Origin of the sequence: Psychrobacter sp. P11G5 (assembly GCF_001593305.1) — a bacterium.
GTDB lineage: Bacteria > Pseudomonadota > Gammaproteobacteria > Pseudomonadales > Moraxellaceae > Psychrobacter.
Genome location: NZ_CP012533.1, coordinates 3271721 through 3287007, shown reverse-complemented (window position 1 = coordinate 3287007; position 15287 = coordinate 3271721). Strand labels below are relative to the sequence as shown.

Here is a 15287-nt window from a genome sequence, read left to right as displayed (position 1 = left end):
GTTAATCTTGGCTTTTTGCATCAGTAACGTCTAGCTCAGCGCTATCTAGTACAGTATCTTTTGCATCAACACTAACCATATTAGAATCGCTTAGACCAATATCTGCTGCAGTATTGTCGTTGCTTTCGTTGCTTTCGTTGCTTTCGTTGCTTTCGTTGCTTTCGTTGCTTTCGTTGCTTTCGTTGCTTTCGTTGCTTTCGTTGCTTTCGTTGCTTTCGTTGCTTTCGTTGCTTTCGTTGCTTTCGTTGCTTTCGTTGCTGTCATAATTAGCAACTACGTTTTCTTCTACAGGTTTTTCATTGACGACACTTTCAGTACTAACAGCAGCGTCATTCACGTTATCAATCACAGTTGGTTTAATGCTCTCTTTTTCAACCGTGTTTTCAGCATCGTCTTTTTTACTCGCCTTAAAGTCACTAATGTTTGCACTGGCTTTACTAACGCTAGTGCGTTTGATAGTGGCATTGTTGGCACTGATACGTGGCTTATTTGAAGCAGTTGGTTTTTCTTCAATGCCATGTGTATCGGCATTATTATCTGTATTCGTATCAGTTTTTACTGCAGGTTTAGCAGCCGTTTTTTGTGAGGTGCGTAGATTGGCTTTGATATCTGCTTGCACTTCAACGTCGCGTAGCTCAACTGCCATTTTATCTAGTACGGCGTTAATTAATTTATGGGCATCAGTCGCACCAAAGTGATTATTTAGCTTCATGGCTTCATCAAGCACTACTTTATAAGGAATTTCTAGGCGATTCTGTAGCTCATAAGCACCGATAAGTAAGATGGCATGCTCAACGGTATCGAGCTTATCGATTTCACGATCGAGATGCTGACTAATAAGCGCATCTAGCGCTTCAATCTGTTCTGGGATATCACGCATCATTTCATGATAATAGCCAATATGTACCGTATGCATAGCATTGGTTGCGCGCGTACGTGCAGCGATATCATGCGGCGCATTGGCCTTCCAGCCAAGCTTACCATCTATATCGAAGCGACGATCAGTAACGAGCCATTCGTATAGACCTTGCATAGCAAAGCGCCGTGCCTTACGGACAGCGGTGTGACTGGTCTTATAAGAAGACTCACTCATATCGAAGTTTTGATCACCCGCACTGCTGCTCGCTATACTGGTAGCTTCAGCCTTTTCAGCATCGGTTTGTGCGGTTTTCGCAGCGCTAATAGCGCGCTTGAGTTGGTCAGTCATAGGGGGTCTGTACCTAAATTTTTGAGATGATACCTATCCAAAAAATAAATGAGCATTATTAAATTTGCTACTTTATTTTTTGAAAATAGTATAGAAATACGGCGAAAATTCAAAAAATAGCCAATTTTTAGCAGGCTAATACTATTTAGGTGCTGCTATCATTAAGTAACAGCACCAATCAAACAATGGGATTAAGCAACGCTAATCATTTAATCATATCTTTAAAAACGGTCACTTTTTAATAAAGTCTGAGTTAATAAAGCTTAAGCGTCATCACTATCATCGTCAATATCTAACTGTGATAGAACCGCAATCATCTCTAGCACAACCATCGCCGCTTCAGAGCCTTTATTACCAGCTTTCGTGCCAGAGCGTTCAATAGCTTGCTCAATGCTATCGGTCGTCAATACCCCATTGGCAACTGGAATATTATAATCAATAGCAACACTGCTTAAGCCTTTTGCAGACTCGCTAGCCACAAAGTCAAAATGCGGCGTGCTACCACGAATAATCGCGCCTAAAGCAATGATAGCGTCAAAGCGATCTGACTCAGCAGCGCGCTGGGCAACCAATGGTAATTCAAATGCACCAGGTACACGGATAACGGTAATATTGCTACCCAATACGCCATGACGGAGTAGGGCATCAATTGCACCATCAACTAATGACTCCACGACGAATCCATTAAAACGACCAACGACGATACCAATGCGGGCATCTTCATTTTGGTGTAGGTTGCCATCGATATGGGTCACGTCATTGCGTTGCTGTTGTAAATTCGACATAAAAAATCCTTTGCTTAATAAAGTTTAATTAAAATATAGGAGTAAGTTAGTAGCTAAATATAATTATTGGTTCAAATAGCTTGGTCGACTATATGTTCGACTATCTAGTTAATTATTAAATGAACTAGTAGTTAAATGAACGAAAATAAGTGGTTAGCACTATGATAACATTTTTTGCAGATGCATTGATATTTTACAAACGTATTACAGGCGCATCTGTATACCTTGTGCTGCCATGTATTCTTTGGCTTCTTGAACCGTATACTCACCAAAGTGAAAAATACTGGCGGCGAGTACCGCATCTACGCCGCCTTGTAATACGCCTTCGGCTAAATGTTGTAAATTACCGACACCGCCTGAGGCGATAACGGGTACATTCACTCGGCTAGTAATCTGTTGCATCAAGGCTAAATCATAACCTTTTTTGGTGCCATCACCGTCCATTGACGTGACTAGTAGTTCGCCAGCACCCAGCTCAGCCATTTTGCTCGCCCAAGCAACCGCATCAATACCGGTTGGCTTGCGACCACCATGGGTAAAAATTTCCCAACGCGGCATGATGATGCCATCAACTTCAATGTCAGCGACGCGTTTGGCATCGATCGCCACGACGATACATTGATTGCCAAACTTCTGCGATGCCTCACCGACGAATTCAGGCGTAAACACTGCTGCCGAATTAATCGCGACTTTATCCGCGCCAGCATTGAGCAAGTTACGAATATCAGTAATTTTACGCACGCCGCCACCGACGGTTAATGGCACAAATACCGTTTCTGCCATACGCTCAACGGTATGATAAGTAGTATCGCGCTCATCGTTAGTAGCCGTAATGTCCAAAAAGGTAATCTCATCAGCGCCTTGTTCGTCGTAGCGCTTTGCTACTTCAACTGGGTCGCCTGCGTCTTTAATATCGACAAACTGCACGCCTTTGACCACGCGTCCATTATCAACGTCCAAACAAGGAATGATACGCTTTGCTAACATAGGGTCTTTCACCTTATAATCAATTCATTCTGTAAGCGCTAGTCTAGCAAAATCACTGCCATATCAGGCAGGTTTTCGTAAGATTATTACGCTTTTCATTATAGTTTGCTCATGCGCGGTACAATTACTGTCATTACCGTCCACATTCGCCCTATTTAACTTATTATTCCATTGCCAAAAGTGAGATGTCATGTCCGTCTATACCCAGTTAACCAATGATCAGTTTGCCGCCTTTTGCCAAAGTTTTGGCGTATCTTTCGCGCGTGCCATTCCGATTACCCAAGGTATCAAAAACTCTAACTGGTTTATTCAGACGACTGATGATGTAGATGGCGCGCATTCTTATGTGTTTACCTTGTTTGAAGAGCGTCCACCAGAAGACATCGAAAAAATGGCGGTTATTCTCAATCAGTTAGATGGCAAGCTACCGGTTGCCGCGCCACTGGCTGTGACTGATTCGGATGCTGGTACGGATAGTGATAAATGCTATGTTATCCATTATGAAGACAAAGCCATTACTTTAGTGCCATGCCTAGCAGGGTCGCATCCAGAGCAAACCACGCAAGCGATGTGCCATGATATCGGTGCTGCGCTAGCGATGTTGCATGAGACGTTGCAAGCATTACAACCTGCTGAGCAGTACGGCGTGCCTTTATACCCGTGGGCAGATGTACGCGATCGTGAAATGCAGTTTATGCCAGGTGACGAAGCCAAATTGATGAGTGATATTTGGCGCTCTTACACAGAGTTGCCACTGACAACGTTGCCAAAAGGCTTATGTCATTTAGATATGTTTGCGGATAATACGCTATGGAATCTACAGAAGGGTGAAGAGCGTCTGACTGGGTTGTTAGACTTTACCGAAGTCAGCGTCGAGCACTATGTGATGGATATCGCTATTACTATCAATGACTTTTGTACTACTTGGGGCGATGCAGAGCAAGGCGAGCGAGTTCACTTTGACCGTAGTAAAATGACTGCCTTTTTACAAGGCTACGAGTCAAAACGTCCGCTTAATAACGATGAAAAACGTGCTTTACCTGTTATGCTGGCAAAAGCGGCTGTTATTTTTTGGCTATTACGTCTCAACGTCATTCACTACAATCGCACCGAAGGGCGGACTGGCGATAACATCATGGTCAAAAATCCTGACCTAATGAAACGTCTTGCCGCTTATCATTGGTCGCATGTAGAAAAAGCGCAAAACATCGTTTTTGTGCTGTTAAATACTAGTTTAAATGCCAGTAAAGACAATCAAATAGCTGGCATTTTTAGCAATATTAAGCAAGCTGAGCAAGCACGTGAAAATCTAAAGTCTAACAGCGAGTTTGAAATCAAAGAATACAAGTTAGATGCATTAGCATAAGCCATTTTTGTTCAATTATTCATGTACCAAAACCTTAAAGGTGATTTCATGACCAATCAAGTCGACAACTGGCACAAACTAGCGCGCTATGACACCAATATGCAAGGTGAGCTGCATGCTAACCTGCTACGTAATAATGGTATCACCGTCTCTTTGCAAGCGCTCAGTGCTATTCCGGGTATGAACTCTGGCATCGTACTTTGGGTGCAAGATGAGGATTTGGCGCAAGCACAGGATATCTTAAGTAATATCGATACTGATACTAGTGGTGAAGTGCTGCTAGACAATATGAGCGACGCAGACCTTGGTATCATATCAGATACTCAGGTTGATCAAGACTCTCAAGGCACTCAAAATAGTCAAGACAATCCAGATAGCTTAGACAATCAAACTGATAACGGCGGTAACTTATAAATGTGTCAGCTTTTAGGAATGAACTGTAATACTCCAACCGATATCGGTTTTAGCTTTGCAGGGTTTCGTCGTCGCGGCGGCATGACAGACAGTCATGAGGATGGCTTTGGTATTGCATTCTTTGAGCGTAGTGACTGTTTTAATAACGACAACTTTAATGGTGATGGCACGGCCAATGCTTCAACCGGACTGCGTTTGTTCCATGACAATCGTCCAAGCCACTTATCGCCAGTTGCAGACTTGGTTAATAATTATCCAATCAAAGCCATGAACGTCATCGCTCATATTCGTAAAGCTACCCAAGGACAGAATTGCCTAGCGAATACGCATCCATTCGTCCGTGAAGTCTGGGGTGAGCAGTGGGTATTTGCTCATAACGGACAGATGAATAGCGAGTTTATTAAACGCTGTCAGCGTCTGCAAGATAATGGCAATGCCTCACATTGCCAGCCAGTCGGTTCAACCGACTCTGAAATGGCATTTTGTTATTTGGTCAATCGTCTTAAAAGCAGCTTTAAAACCCGTCCTGATGATCAAACGCTGTTTAATTTTTTGACCACCCAATGTCGTTATTTATCAGCTAACGGTCTGTTTAACTGCCTTATATCAAACGGTCGATGGCAAATGGCTTATGCTGGTAGCTTGTTGTTTTATCTTACGCGCAAAGCACCGTTTGGTGAGGCGAAATTGGCAGATGATGATTTAGCGATTAATTTTGGTGATGTGACCACAGACACCGATAAAGTGACGATTCTAGTGACTGTGCCACTGACTGAAAATGAAAAATGGCAACAGTTAGCGGTCAATGAATGTCTGATATTCCAAGATGGTGACGTCATTTATAAAGACAGCCCAAGTCAGCGTAAGTTTTTGACGATTGATGAAGGGATTGCGATTGCACGGTCGGTTGGGGCGAGTGTTTAGGGGTCAATAAGTATTTAATATTGGTTAAATATACATTCCACAACACCGTTTAAACTTCTCACCCGAACCACAAATACACGGTTGCTTTTGGCTGACAGTCATTGCGACCGTAGGATCTAAAAAGTACCAGCGTGCATCATTATTCGCTTTGTCTTTTACTTTTACAAAGGCAGACAGTTCATGATGCGCTTGTATCATTTCTTCTACACTATCAGCCGCACTATCTGTTGTATGGAAGTGAGCCTTAAATTCAACTTGCGCATGCCGTTTACTGAGTTTTGGCGTGTGCGCTACGATTTCCAATCCTGCCCAATCTGTCTCTTTTGCCCAAGACTCAATCGCTTTGATATCCAACAAGCTTTGCTGCACGGGTAGCGTGGTCTTGACGATATATTCTGGTTTGACCAATACAAAAGCACTATAACGCGTGCGCATTAATCGCTCAGCCGTATCCGCTTTTATACCGTCTGCATTATCATTTTCTTCATTAGCTTCTTTATTACATATGCCATCGTGATAAGGCTGACAGCAATCCCTATAAGGTAGGGGCGCGCTGATGTCATCTGATGACGGATTAATTTGGCAAGGGCAGGTCTGTGCGGAAATTGACATTATTTACTCAAGTTGTTATTTACATTTTTAGCGGTTCTATGAATTTTAATTCAGCCAGTTTTCCAACATTTCTGGCAAGATGCCAACTTTTAGCTGTGCCCAAGGTGCTGGGTCACGTAGCTGCTGCCAAAATGCATCAAACGGTGGTGCAAAATATACCAAGAGCGCAAGGATGACGTACAGTAGCAGATACCACCATTTATCTTTATGCTGATAAAATTTCATCGCCGTGCCCGATGAGCGCTTCATTTTCATATTTGATAAATTAACGCTATATAACTCATCCAAAGCCAAATGTACCATCGCACCGCCGAATAAAAACAAGCCGTAAAACCAGCTAACCGTTAACGGTAAGTTTAAAACATCGTAGCTGACATAGGTCATTCCAAGCCCCAGTATAGCCATATAAGGTACGGAGTGGATGACACCACGATGCACAGTCATATTAGTAAAAATAGTGAACACCACGTAACGCATAAAACCATAGCCCGCTAGCCATAATGCTATCAATGCCAGCAAACTCAGCTCACTGCGCCAATGCATCACCAGTCCAAAGGCAAAGATAAAGGAGGTGATATTGAACCCAAGCTTAATCGGTGTCGAGTTATCAGAATCTAAATCAGGTAGCAGCCCACCAATGGTGCCAAGCGCCACGCACATCAAAAACCCTGAGTCATCAATCAGTCCCGCTTTATAAACCGTCAAACTAAGCGTACCACTGACCATGAATGCAACATTTAAGTGGGTGTTAAAATTTGCCATAAAAACTCATCAATAAATAGCGCGCGAAACGTTCATTTCGAGCCGCTCGTCTAGCAGTAAAAAAGCGCTCCATGATACCATAGACATGCCAGTCGTCTAATAGAGATAGTGAACATGACCGCCACTGATTTACCTGTCAAACCTTATTCCGCTTCTTCTTCTGATGCGCCTGTTGATGCAACTCTTGATGCGTCCATCAATAATCCGTCTGTATGCGACAGCAGGCTCGATGACAGCTTTGCAGAAATTAACTGGCAAGCACCATGGCTATGTCACTTAAACCAGTTAGGCTATATAAGTAAAACCATCACTCAGCTAAGTGGCTGTAGTGAAGCTGCTCAGACAGATAAACTAGAAAATACGCCTGATATTATCGCTAAGGTTTTAAATACAGCATTGCAACAGCAGGCTAACGACTTACAGCAGCACTTGCCGCAAACCAAGCCTGCGCATAACAACCAAGCGCAAACCTTGAAATGTGTTTCACAAGATGCGTTACCCGAAGGCAAAGCGTACGAAAGCTTTATTGCCACGACTGGCAGTATTCCGACGCGTGACAACTTGCATGATTTATTTAACGGCAGTATTTGGTTAACTTTTCCCAAGACTAAAGCCTTGCTCAATTATTATCATATGCTTGAAATCGAGCAGCAAGGTATTAGAGCTAGTCGAGGGCGCGTCCGCGATACCATTACGGTATTTGACGAAAATGGCGCAGTGCTAGTCACAGCTGACCCTAGTATTGGCGAGGCGCTCATTGATTTTGACTGGCAGGGGAGTTTGGTAAGTACGCGTTCGAAATGGGATGACCCCAAACAAATTAATATCAATTCTCAAGCAGCGGTCTATATTTTTGGACACGCCTTGCTTGAGCAGCTGATACAACCGCGCAAACCTTTATGCGCGCACAGTATCGTTATAAATGTCTCGCAAGATTTCTTCGCCTTGCCGCTATCTGAGCGTATGCAATATTTGGATAATAAAGTGGCCGAACATATGGATAAATTATTATCACAAGATGAGGTTACACCACGTCAACTTGCACCTTTGCCTATTTTGGGCGTACCACACTTTTGGCCAGAGAATACAGATTCTAGCTTTTACGAGGATTCTTTCGTGTTTCGCAGCGGTCGCCGCCTTAAAAAATGACATGCGATGGCATACCTTGCCAATAAACCGCTAAGCTACTGTTGCGGTTACGATTGTGCCACGATTTGATAACGTCTAGGCGGTTAACAAAGCGTCGTATATTTGTTATGGTAAAAGGAAGCTATTGTTAACCCTAAAGATATGCTTATATCTTTAGCTCATTCAGACTGTTTCATAAAATTATAATTTTTGATAAAACAATAAATAAACTATCTAGCCACCAGTCATAAGCATAAATTTATAATAGTTTATGCTCAGGATCTATAACAACGATAAGGAAGCTACCATGAGCGATATCTTTAATGTAAAAGACACCATTTCGGTCGATGGCAAGGAGCACGCCTACTACAGCTTGCCAGAGCTGACCAAAACTTATGAAAATATTAGCAAGCTACCATTTTGTATGAAGGTAGTATTAGAAAACCTATTACGTAACGAAGATGGCGGGCAGTCTGTCGGCAAAAACCATATCGAAGCGGTTGCCAACTGGGATGCAGCAGCAGAGGCTTCAAAAGAAATCGCCTTTATGCCAGCGCGTGTGGTGCTGCAGGATTTCACTGGTGTACCATCGGTCGTCGATTTAGCAGCGATGCGTGATGCGGTGGTCAAGCTTGGCGGTAAAGCTGAGCAAATCAATCCGTTCATTCCTAGTGAGCTGGTCGTTGACCACTCGGTGCAAGTCGATGTGTATGGTCGCGAAGATTCGCTTGATTTGAACGAAAAAATTGAATTTAAGCGTAACAATGAGCGTTATGAGTTCTTGCATTGGGGACGTAATGCTTTTGAAAACTTCGTCGTTGTACCACCAGCAACGGGTATCGTGCATCAGGTTAACTTAGAGTATCTAGCGCGTGTCGTGATGGCTGCTGATGTCGACGGTGAGCTGACGGCTTATCCTGATACGGTATTTGGTACTGACAGTCACACCACCATGATTAATGGTATTGGTGTGCTTGGTTGGGGTGTTGGCGGTATTGAAGCGGAAGCGGCGATGCTTGGTCAACCATCATCGATGCTGATTCCACAAGTCGTTGGTTTTGAGCTGACGGGCAAACTCACTGAAGGCGTTACGGCAACTGACTTAGTATTACGTGTGGTTGAGATGTTGCGTAAGCATGGCGTAGTTGGCAAGTTCGTTGAATTCTACGGTGAAGGCTTACACCAAATGCCACTTGCTGACCGAGCAACTATTGCCAATATGTCTCCAGAATATGGTGCGACTTGTGGTATTTTCCCAATTGACCAAATGGCGATTGATTATTTACGTCTATCAGGTCGTGATGAAGCACAAATTGAATTGGTTGAAAAATACGCCAAGGCGCAAGGCATGTGGCATGATGCCGATACTAAAGCGGCGACTTATTCAAGTAACTTGCAGTTAGATCTCAGTACTGTCCAACCTGCACTAGCTGGTCCTAACCTACCGCAGCAGCGTATCAATCTATCTGATATGCACGAAAAATTTGGCGAGACCTTAAAAGAGATGACTAAGGGTCGTAAAGTCGATGTCGAAGCCAAGGTGCGTTTTGACGAAGAAGGCGGTAAGCAAGAGCAGGCTAAAAAGTTAGCAGCCAAACCGAATCCGTTCTGCGCGGATGGTAGCACCTCTTGTACTATCAGAATCGAAGATAAAGAGTATAAGTTACGTGATGGTTCTGTCGTGATTGCGGCCATTACCTCTTGTACCAACACTTCAAACCCTGCCGTTATGATTGGCGCAGGCTTAGTCGCTAAAAAAGCAGCGGCTAAAGGGCTGACCGCTAAACCATGGGTTAAAACTTCTCTTGCACCAGGCTCAAAAGTTGTGACCGATTATCTTGAAAAGTCTCAGCTAATGGATGAACTTGAGAAAGTAGGTTTCTATCTGGTCGGTTATGGTTGTACTACTTGTATCGGTAACTCAGGTCCACTGTTAGATGCGATTGAAGAGGCTATCGAAGAAAGTGATTTGGTTGCCGCAGCCGTACTATCAGGTAACCGTAACTTTGAGGGTCGTATCCACTCACATGTGAAAGCGAGCTACTTGGCTTCACCGCCACTGGTTGTTGCTTATGCACTAGCAGGTACGGTCGATATTGACTTGACCACGCATCCACTAGGTCAAGACCTAGAGGGTAATGATGTCTTCTTAAAAGATATCTGGCCGACCTCGGAAGAGATCAACGAGCTGATTGCCAATAATATCGATGCTGAAATGTTCCGCAAAAACTACGGTGAAGTATTTGACGGTAGTGCAGCATGGAATGCTATTAGCTCAGCAGATAGCCAGCTGTATCCATGGAGTGAAGAATCTACTTACATTAAGAACCCACCGTTCTTTGATGATATGACCATGGAGCCAGAAGGTATCCTAGATATCGAAGGTGCGCGTATCCTAGGTTTATTCGGTGATTCAATCACTACTGACCATATCTCACCAGCCGGTAACATCGATGCCGACTCACCAGCAGGTAAGTACTTGCAAGAGCGCGGTGTAATGGAAGCTGACTTTAACAGCTATGGCTCACGCCGTGGTAATGACGCGGTCATGACTCGCGGTACCTTTGCCAACATCCGTATCAAAAACTCAATGATGGATGGCAAAGAGGGCGGTTATACTTATTACTTCAAAGACGATAAAGCCACGCTACAAGACGGCCAAGAAATGGCTATCTATGACGCGGCAATGAAATATAAAGAAGATAAGCGTCCGCTAGTAGTACTTGGCGGTGCAGAGTATGGTTCTGGATCTAGCCGTGACTGGGCTGCTAAAGGTACGATTCTACTTGGTGTAAAAGCAGTACTGACGACCTCGTTCGAGCGTATTCACCGTTCAAACTTAGTGGGCATGGGCGTATTGCCATTGACCTTTAAAGATGGCGAGAATGCTGACACTTACAAGCTTGATGGTTCAGAAGTGATTAGTATTACAGGGCTGGACAATGGCGAGAGCAAAACCGCCAAAGTCACTGCTACTCGTGCCGATGGTTCAGAAGAAGTGTTTGAAGTGAATGTCGGTCTGCAGACGCCAAAAGAGCGTGAATACGTGCGTCATGGCGGTGTATTGCACTATGTCCTACGCCAGCTCGCTACTGACAGCAAAGACGCTGCGTAATGGTTAATTAGACTTTTTATGAAAGAAAGCTCAATCTTTGCGATTGGGCTTTTTTTTGATGATTTTTTAGGGCTGTTATTTTTAAAATAAGACGCATGGTCTGTAGGGTGAGTTAGCAAAGCATCACCCAATTTAATGACTTAAACTCTTTTACTCAACCCTTCTCAGTCAAAAGCTTAACCCCCAAGCCAATAAATACCACACCACTTATTTTATTTAAAATGGATTCGGTTGTTGGGTTTTCTCTCAAGCTTTTACTAAACTGTGACGCCAATAATGCCAAACACGTGCACCATATTAGACCGGTTACAGCAAAAGTAAGTCCTAAAATTAAAAATGACAACATGCCATGAGCGTAATTAGAGTCGACGAAATGGGGAAAGAACGCTAAGAAGAACAAGGCCACTTTTGGATTGAAAACATTGGTTAATACACCTTGTTTATATATTTGCCCATAATCTAGAGATTTGGAGTTTGCGAGTGTTTTATCTTCGTTTAATTCGTTTGCTACTGAAGCTTCAGGTTTACTGGTTATCATTTTAAAGCCTAGATAACACAAGTAGATTGCACCAACATATTTGACTATCGTAAATGCGATTGGAGATTGAGCCAATAATAATGACAATCCTAGCGCTGCAAACAAAGTATGCACTAAAATACCAGAAGTAATACCCAACACAGAATAAAAACCAGCTTGTCTTCCTTGTGAGACACTACGCGTGATAATGTACATGCTATCCGTGCCTGGAGTAAGGTTCAGTAAGATAGCTGCTAAGATAAACCCCATATAGTTCTCAATACCAAACATCGCCAACCTGCCTTTTAAATATCATAAAAAAAGCGGGGATTAGCGGAAAATAATGCTCCGCTGATACCCGCTCAATCAAAGCATTTTATTAATAATCTTTATCAACAGAGTCAACGTTATTAGCTGAAAGAGAATCTGCTTTCATCTCTTTGCGCTGTCTGGCACTCGGTCTTTCAATCAAAATATAGAGCACTATACCAATCACAATCGCGTAAATCGTTGATTGCGCTGCAGGCATGGCCAAAGTCACCGCTACGATACCAGCAACACCGCGCTCAGCAGAGTTTTTGAGCTGTTCAATACCGACCATAATACAAATGTAGGCGGTCAATAATAGCGTTAGTGACAACGCGATGGGCAACACAGGCTTAAACAACGTGACCAATGGCAGCATAAATATCGCCACCAGTCCTGTCCACCAGAAGGTACCGCCGCCACTATAGATGGAGTCCATTGCTTTGCGACCAAGAGCATAGCGCTCCGCAAGCGTAGCATGAGCAGCAGTCCAGATAGGTCCAGCAAGTCCTGGCCATGGTGCAAATAGAGCATGTACACCATTACGGATACCTGTGACCACGTGGATACGAGTAATATTGGTCTCGATTTTTTCGTCAGGGCGGATACTGTCCACACGCTCGCTCAGCGCTTTACCCACCAAAATATCACCAAAGGCGATGACATAAGCAATCATTGCGGTAGGGAAGGCCAATAAGAAGACACTAATATCAGGCATACCGACGTTAAAGATGAGATAGTCAGTCATCAGACCAAAGTTCGGCTGGGTAATACCCCATTCAATATTAGGCAGAGGATATTCACCGATAGCCCAACCAACGACCATAGCAACCAACATACCTGAGATCATACCCAGATTAGCTAGCATTTTTGCATAGCGATTGCTCTGAATCTTATCTTTAAAAGAAACTGAAAACAGCACGTAAGCGGAGATAATCGCGCCAATGATTAGTGAGACTGGTGTAGCTTCAACACGGCCACCTACTTTGATCTCACCCATCAAGGCGGCGATACCTGCACCAATGATGATACCGGCTTTTAATGAGTTGGGAATAAAGCTTACTAGGCGATTACCAAATCCGGTAAGACCTAACACAATAAAGATTAAAAACACCTCTAACTGGAGTACAAACATCGCTTGTACAGCTTGAGGTCCAGGCTCAAAAGCTTGCAGATATAAAAGGACGACCGGTATAGCAGGCGTAATCCAGCCCGGAACTAGTGGCACACCAAGCAATGATGGCAATAGATACATGAGCCCTGCGACCACACAAAACGCCAGTGCCGCATCATATGGCATGCCCAGATATTGCTCTAACAAGGGAATCATGCCAAGGCTGACCACGAACATGAACAAACCCTGAATCATCTCAGGGATTTCCCAACGGTAATGTACAAAGGGTAGGCGTATTTTGAAGGGACCGGCAGGCCAATAAGGCTGTTCTTCACCGTGCTTACGAACGATAGCCATCGTCTTAAATCCTTTTAAGTAAGTATTTTATGGAGCTAGCTTTAATTTAAATTGGTTAGAATTTTTCTCTTAAAATAATAAAGGGTAAATAATCCCATTGAATAGTATTGGCCAATTATATAGTCGATACTAAATAAAATGGATACGTTATTTAATAACGCAAAACTGGTATAAATTTTTCTGGCTTGCTGTGCCTACGCCGACAGAGGCTACAAAAAATTCACCCCAGTCCCGCTGTATCTTTTTCATATTGGACTGACTATAAGTACTGTTTGGCTAAACCTTTTGAAAAAAATTCTTATTTGAAGGTTGGTTATAGATTTATCAAAAATAATTAAGCGAAATTAATAGTCAAACTGCTTTTGGGTGTTTTTCGAAAAATATGATACGTGGTTAAAATAATTAAAGCAATTATGCTTGTAAGGAAAAAAGCCCAGTCACAATAGATTGTGGCTGGGCTTTCTGTTTATAACTCATATCTATTAGTAAGATATATTAATAATATTTGTCAGTAATAAATATCTCATAACTCACTTATTCGGCTTAACATCTTATTTAACGTTGTCACCCCAAGTTACGATAGGCTTAGTTAAACGATGATTCGATGCTGCACTTTTGGCACCAACGATACTTGCAAGGAAAGTTAAAATAGTACTGATTAACCAAAATAGACCACTATACAATGCTGCTTTACGAGCAACGTCTTCAGCTTGTTGTAAGTTTTGATCTACCGTTTGTTGCGCCTGTGCGATGTATTGCTCAGTTTTCATTTTATACTCGTTGAATGACTGTACTACTTCTGAACGTACTTCAGTAGCCTGCGCTTCAGTCAAACCTTCTTGCTGTAAGCGATTGATAAGTTCAGGGCCTTGTAGCGTTTGTTCGATAGATGCCATACGTTGTTTAGCATACTCATCAATATGACGCCATGTATCGATACTCGTGAAGTCCATATCAGCAACTTCAGTTTTAGTTTCGTTTACCAACTCATCCAATACATTAGTTGTTGCTTGGATTTGCTGATCGTTTAAGTTTTGAGTATTCTTGGCGACCAGAGCACTGATATCTTCTTTACTAATGTTTCCAGATACCGTTTGATAAACTTCTTGCGCTTTTTGTTGAACTTGTTGGACTGTACCTTCTGGGGCGGCAATTGCTGCCGTACTTGCTGCTGATGTGCCAGCTGCTGCTACACCGCCTGCTGTTTTTGCTACTGTACTAACCGTACTACCAACTGCATTACCAGCTGAGGCTAGGATGCCAGTGGCACTACTAAGAGTGAAAAACGTGGTTAGTAATACAATTAAAGCGGCAGTAAGCATACCCGTTAGAGTAGCGTCTTTTGGATCGACATCTGTACCGTCGCCGAATAAGGCTTCAGGGGCTGAGTATTTAATCGCAAAAAAACCTGCTACATAGGCACTGACTAATGCAGTGATAGCAGCATAGATACCAGCTGCGATACTGGTGCCTTTTAGATCAAAAGGGATAAATGAGCTTAAAACTAAGGCGATGGCAATCATTGCCATAACAACAATCAGTCCCATCACGAGACCTGCTAGCACACCGCGCCATGATGGGCGACGTTGGGGCGTATAGGTAGGTAACATAACAATTCCTTATCACATGTTATTTAAATGCTAGTTTGCATATTGCTGTCATTAATTCTTATACAGAGGTTTATAAATATCCT

The 15287-nt window shown here is 43.1% G+C and carries 13 protein-coding genes; 5 read left to right on the top strand and 8 right to left on the bottom strand.

From position 1 onward, the window contains the following. Nucleotide 1 precedes the first annotated feature (1 nt). The 3 genes from nusB to hisF form a co-directional block, all read right to left on the bottom strand. The gene (gene nusB / locus AK825_RS13500; RefSeq protein WP_068038520.1) at nucleotides 2-1207 is read right to left on the bottom strand and encodes a transcription antitermination factor NusB; all 1206 of its coding nucleotides are present in this window, start codon (nucleotides 1205-1207) and stop codon (nucleotides 2-4) included. A gap of 263 nt (nucleotides 1208-1470) precedes the next feature. Beyond that, nucleotides 1471-1992, bottom strand: coding sequence for a 6,7-dimethyl-8-ribityllumazine synthase (ribE, locus tag AK825_RS13495; RefSeq protein WP_010200525.1), 522 nt, complete (start codon nucleotides 1990-1992; stop codon nucleotides 1471-1473). Between the two features lie 204 nt (nucleotides 1993-2196). Next, the gene (gene hisF, locus AK825_RS13490; protein WP_068038517.1) at nucleotides 2197-2979 is read right to left on the bottom strand and encodes an imidazole glycerol phosphate synthase subunit HisF; all 783 of its coding nucleotides are present in this window, start codon (nucleotides 2977-2979) and stop codon (nucleotides 2197-2199) included. A gap of 190 nt (nucleotides 2980-3169) precedes the next feature. Between hisF and AK825_RS13485 the strand changes: the two genes are divergently transcribed. Genes AK825_RS13485 through AK825_RS13475 form a run of 3 tightly spaced genes read left to right on the top strand, consistent with a single transcriptional unit; the run spans nucleotide 3170 to nucleotide 5683 of the window. Continuing rightward, nucleotides 3170-4345 (top strand): homoserine kinase, encoded by a 1176-nt coding sequence (locus AK825_RS13485; protein WP_068038514.1) that lies wholly within the window; start codon nucleotides 3170-3172, stop codon nucleotides 4343-4345. A 48-nt stretch (nucleotides 4346-4393) separates the two neighbouring features. After that, complete coding sequence (locus AK825_RS14925) at nucleotides 4394-4759, top strand: hypothetical protein (RefSeq protein ID WP_149038769.1); 366 nt, start codon at nucleotides 4394-4396, stop codon at nucleotides 4757-4759. Further along, on the top strand, nucleotides 4760-5683 hold the full coding sequence (locus tag AK825_RS13475) for a class II glutamine amidotransferase (RefSeq protein WP_068038511.1): 924 nt from the start codon (nucleotides 4760-4762) through the stop codon (nucleotides 5681-5683). Between the two features lie 24 nt (nucleotides 5684-5707). On the opposite strand, the gene AK825_RS13470 is transcribed toward AK825_RS13475, so the two are convergent. Beyond that, the gene (locus AK825_RS13470; RefSeq protein ID WP_068038508.1) at nucleotides 5708-6295 is read right to left on the bottom strand and encodes a YchJ family protein; all 588 of its coding nucleotides are present in this window, start codon (nucleotides 6293-6295) and stop codon (nucleotides 5708-5710) included. Nucleotides 6296-6340: 45 nt separating this feature from the next. After that, a complete protein-coding gene (locus AK825_RS13465) occupies nucleotides 6341-7057 on the bottom strand; it encodes a metal-dependent hydrolase (RefSeq protein WP_068038506.1) in 717 nt (238 codons plus the stop codon). Between the two features lie 114 nt (nucleotides 7058-7171). Between AK825_RS13465 and AK825_RS13460 the strand changes: the two genes are divergently transcribed. After that, nucleotides 7172-8206, top strand: a complete 1035-nt coding sequence (locus tag AK825_RS13460; RefSeq protein ID WP_068038502.1) for a DUF3025 domain-containing protein — start codon at nucleotides 7172-7174, stop codon at nucleotides 8204-8206. A 286-nt stretch (nucleotides 8207-8492) separates the two neighbouring features. Beyond that, on the top strand, nucleotides 8493-11300 hold the full coding sequence (acnA, locus tag AK825_RS13455; protein WP_068038500.1) for an aconitate hydratase AcnA: 2808 nt from the start codon (nucleotides 8493-8495) through the stop codon (nucleotides 11298-11300). Between the two features lie 154 nt (nucleotides 11301-11454). Here acnA and AK825_RS13450 read toward each other — a convergent pair whose 3' ends face one another. From AK825_RS13450 to AK825_RS13440, 3 genes are all read right to left on the bottom strand, one after another. Further along, complete coding sequence (locus AK825_RS13450) at nucleotides 11455-12108, bottom strand: LysE family translocator (RefSeq protein ID WP_068038497.1); 654 nt, start codon at nucleotides 12106-12108, stop codon at nucleotides 11455-11457. 88 nt (nucleotides 12109-12196) lie between these two features. Further along, nucleotides 12197-13594 carry a solute carrier family 23 protein gene (locus AK825_RS13445; RefSeq protein ID WP_068038493.1) on the bottom strand — a complete coding sequence of 466 codons (1398 nt, stop codon included), beginning with the start codon at nucleotides 13592-13594 and terminating at the stop codon, nucleotides 12197-12199. A gap of 551 nt (nucleotides 13595-14145) precedes the next feature. Further along, nucleotides 14146-15204: a hypothetical protein gene (locus tag AK825_RS13440; RefSeq protein ID WP_068038489.1), complete on the bottom strand. Its 1059-nt coding sequence runs from the start codon at nucleotides 15202-15204 to the stop codon at nucleotides 14146-14148. Between the last annotated feature and the right edge of the window lie 83 nt (nucleotides 15205-15287).

What these genes read in the sequence shown, in the direction of transcription:
- AK825_RS13440 (WP_068038489.1), bottom strand. Translation starts at nt 15,204, where the DNA reads ATGTTACCTACCTATACGCCCCAACGTCGCCCATCATGGCGCGGTGTG.
- acnA (WP_068038500.1), top strand. Translation starts at nt 8,493, where the DNA reads ATGAGCGATATCTTTAATGTAAAAGACACCATTTCGGTCGATGGCAAG.
- AK825_RS13470 (WP_068038508.1), bottom strand. Translation starts at nt 6,295, where the DNA reads ATGTCAATTTCCGCACAGACCTGCCCTTGCCAAATTAATCCGTCATCA.
- AK825_RS13450 (WP_068038497.1), bottom strand. Translation starts at nt 12,108, where the DNA reads ATGTTTGGTATTGAGAACTATATGGGGTTTATCTTAGCAGCTATCTTA.
- AK825_RS13485 (WP_068038514.1), top strand. Translation starts at nt 3,170, where the DNA reads ATGTCCGTCTATACCCAGTTAACCAATGATCAGTTTGCCGCCTTTTGC.
- nusB (WP_068038520.1), bottom strand. Translation starts at nt 1,207, where the DNA reads ATGACTGACCAACTCAAGCGCGCTATTAGCGCTGCGAAAACCGCACAA.
- hisF (WP_068038517.1), bottom strand. Translation starts at nt 2,979, where the DNA reads ATGTTAGCAAAGCGTATCATTCCTTGTTTGGACGTTGATAATGGACGC.
- ribE (WP_010200525.1), bottom strand. Translation starts at nt 1,992, where the DNA reads ATGTCGAATTTACAACAGCAACGCAATGACGTGACCCATATCGATGGC.
- AK825_RS14925 (WP_149038769.1), top strand. Translation starts at nt 4,394, where the DNA reads ATGACCAATCAAGTCGACAACTGGCACAAACTAGCGCGCTATGACACC.
- AK825_RS13445 (WP_068038493.1), bottom strand. Translation starts at nt 13,594, where the DNA reads ATGGCTATCGTTCGTAAGCACGGTGAAGAACAGCCTTATTGGCCTGCC.
- AK825_RS13475 (WP_068038511.1), top strand. Translation starts at nt 4,760, where the DNA reads ATGTGTCAGCTTTTAGGAATGAACTGTAATACTCCAACCGATATCGGT.
- AK825_RS13465 (WP_068038506.1), bottom strand. Translation starts at nt 7,057, where the DNA reads ATGGCAAATTTTAACACCCACTTAAATGTTGCATTCATGGTCAGTGGT.
- AK825_RS13460 (WP_068038502.1), top strand. Translation starts at nt 7,172, where the DNA reads ATGACCGCCACTGATTTACCTGTCAAACCTTATTCCGCTTCTTCTTCT.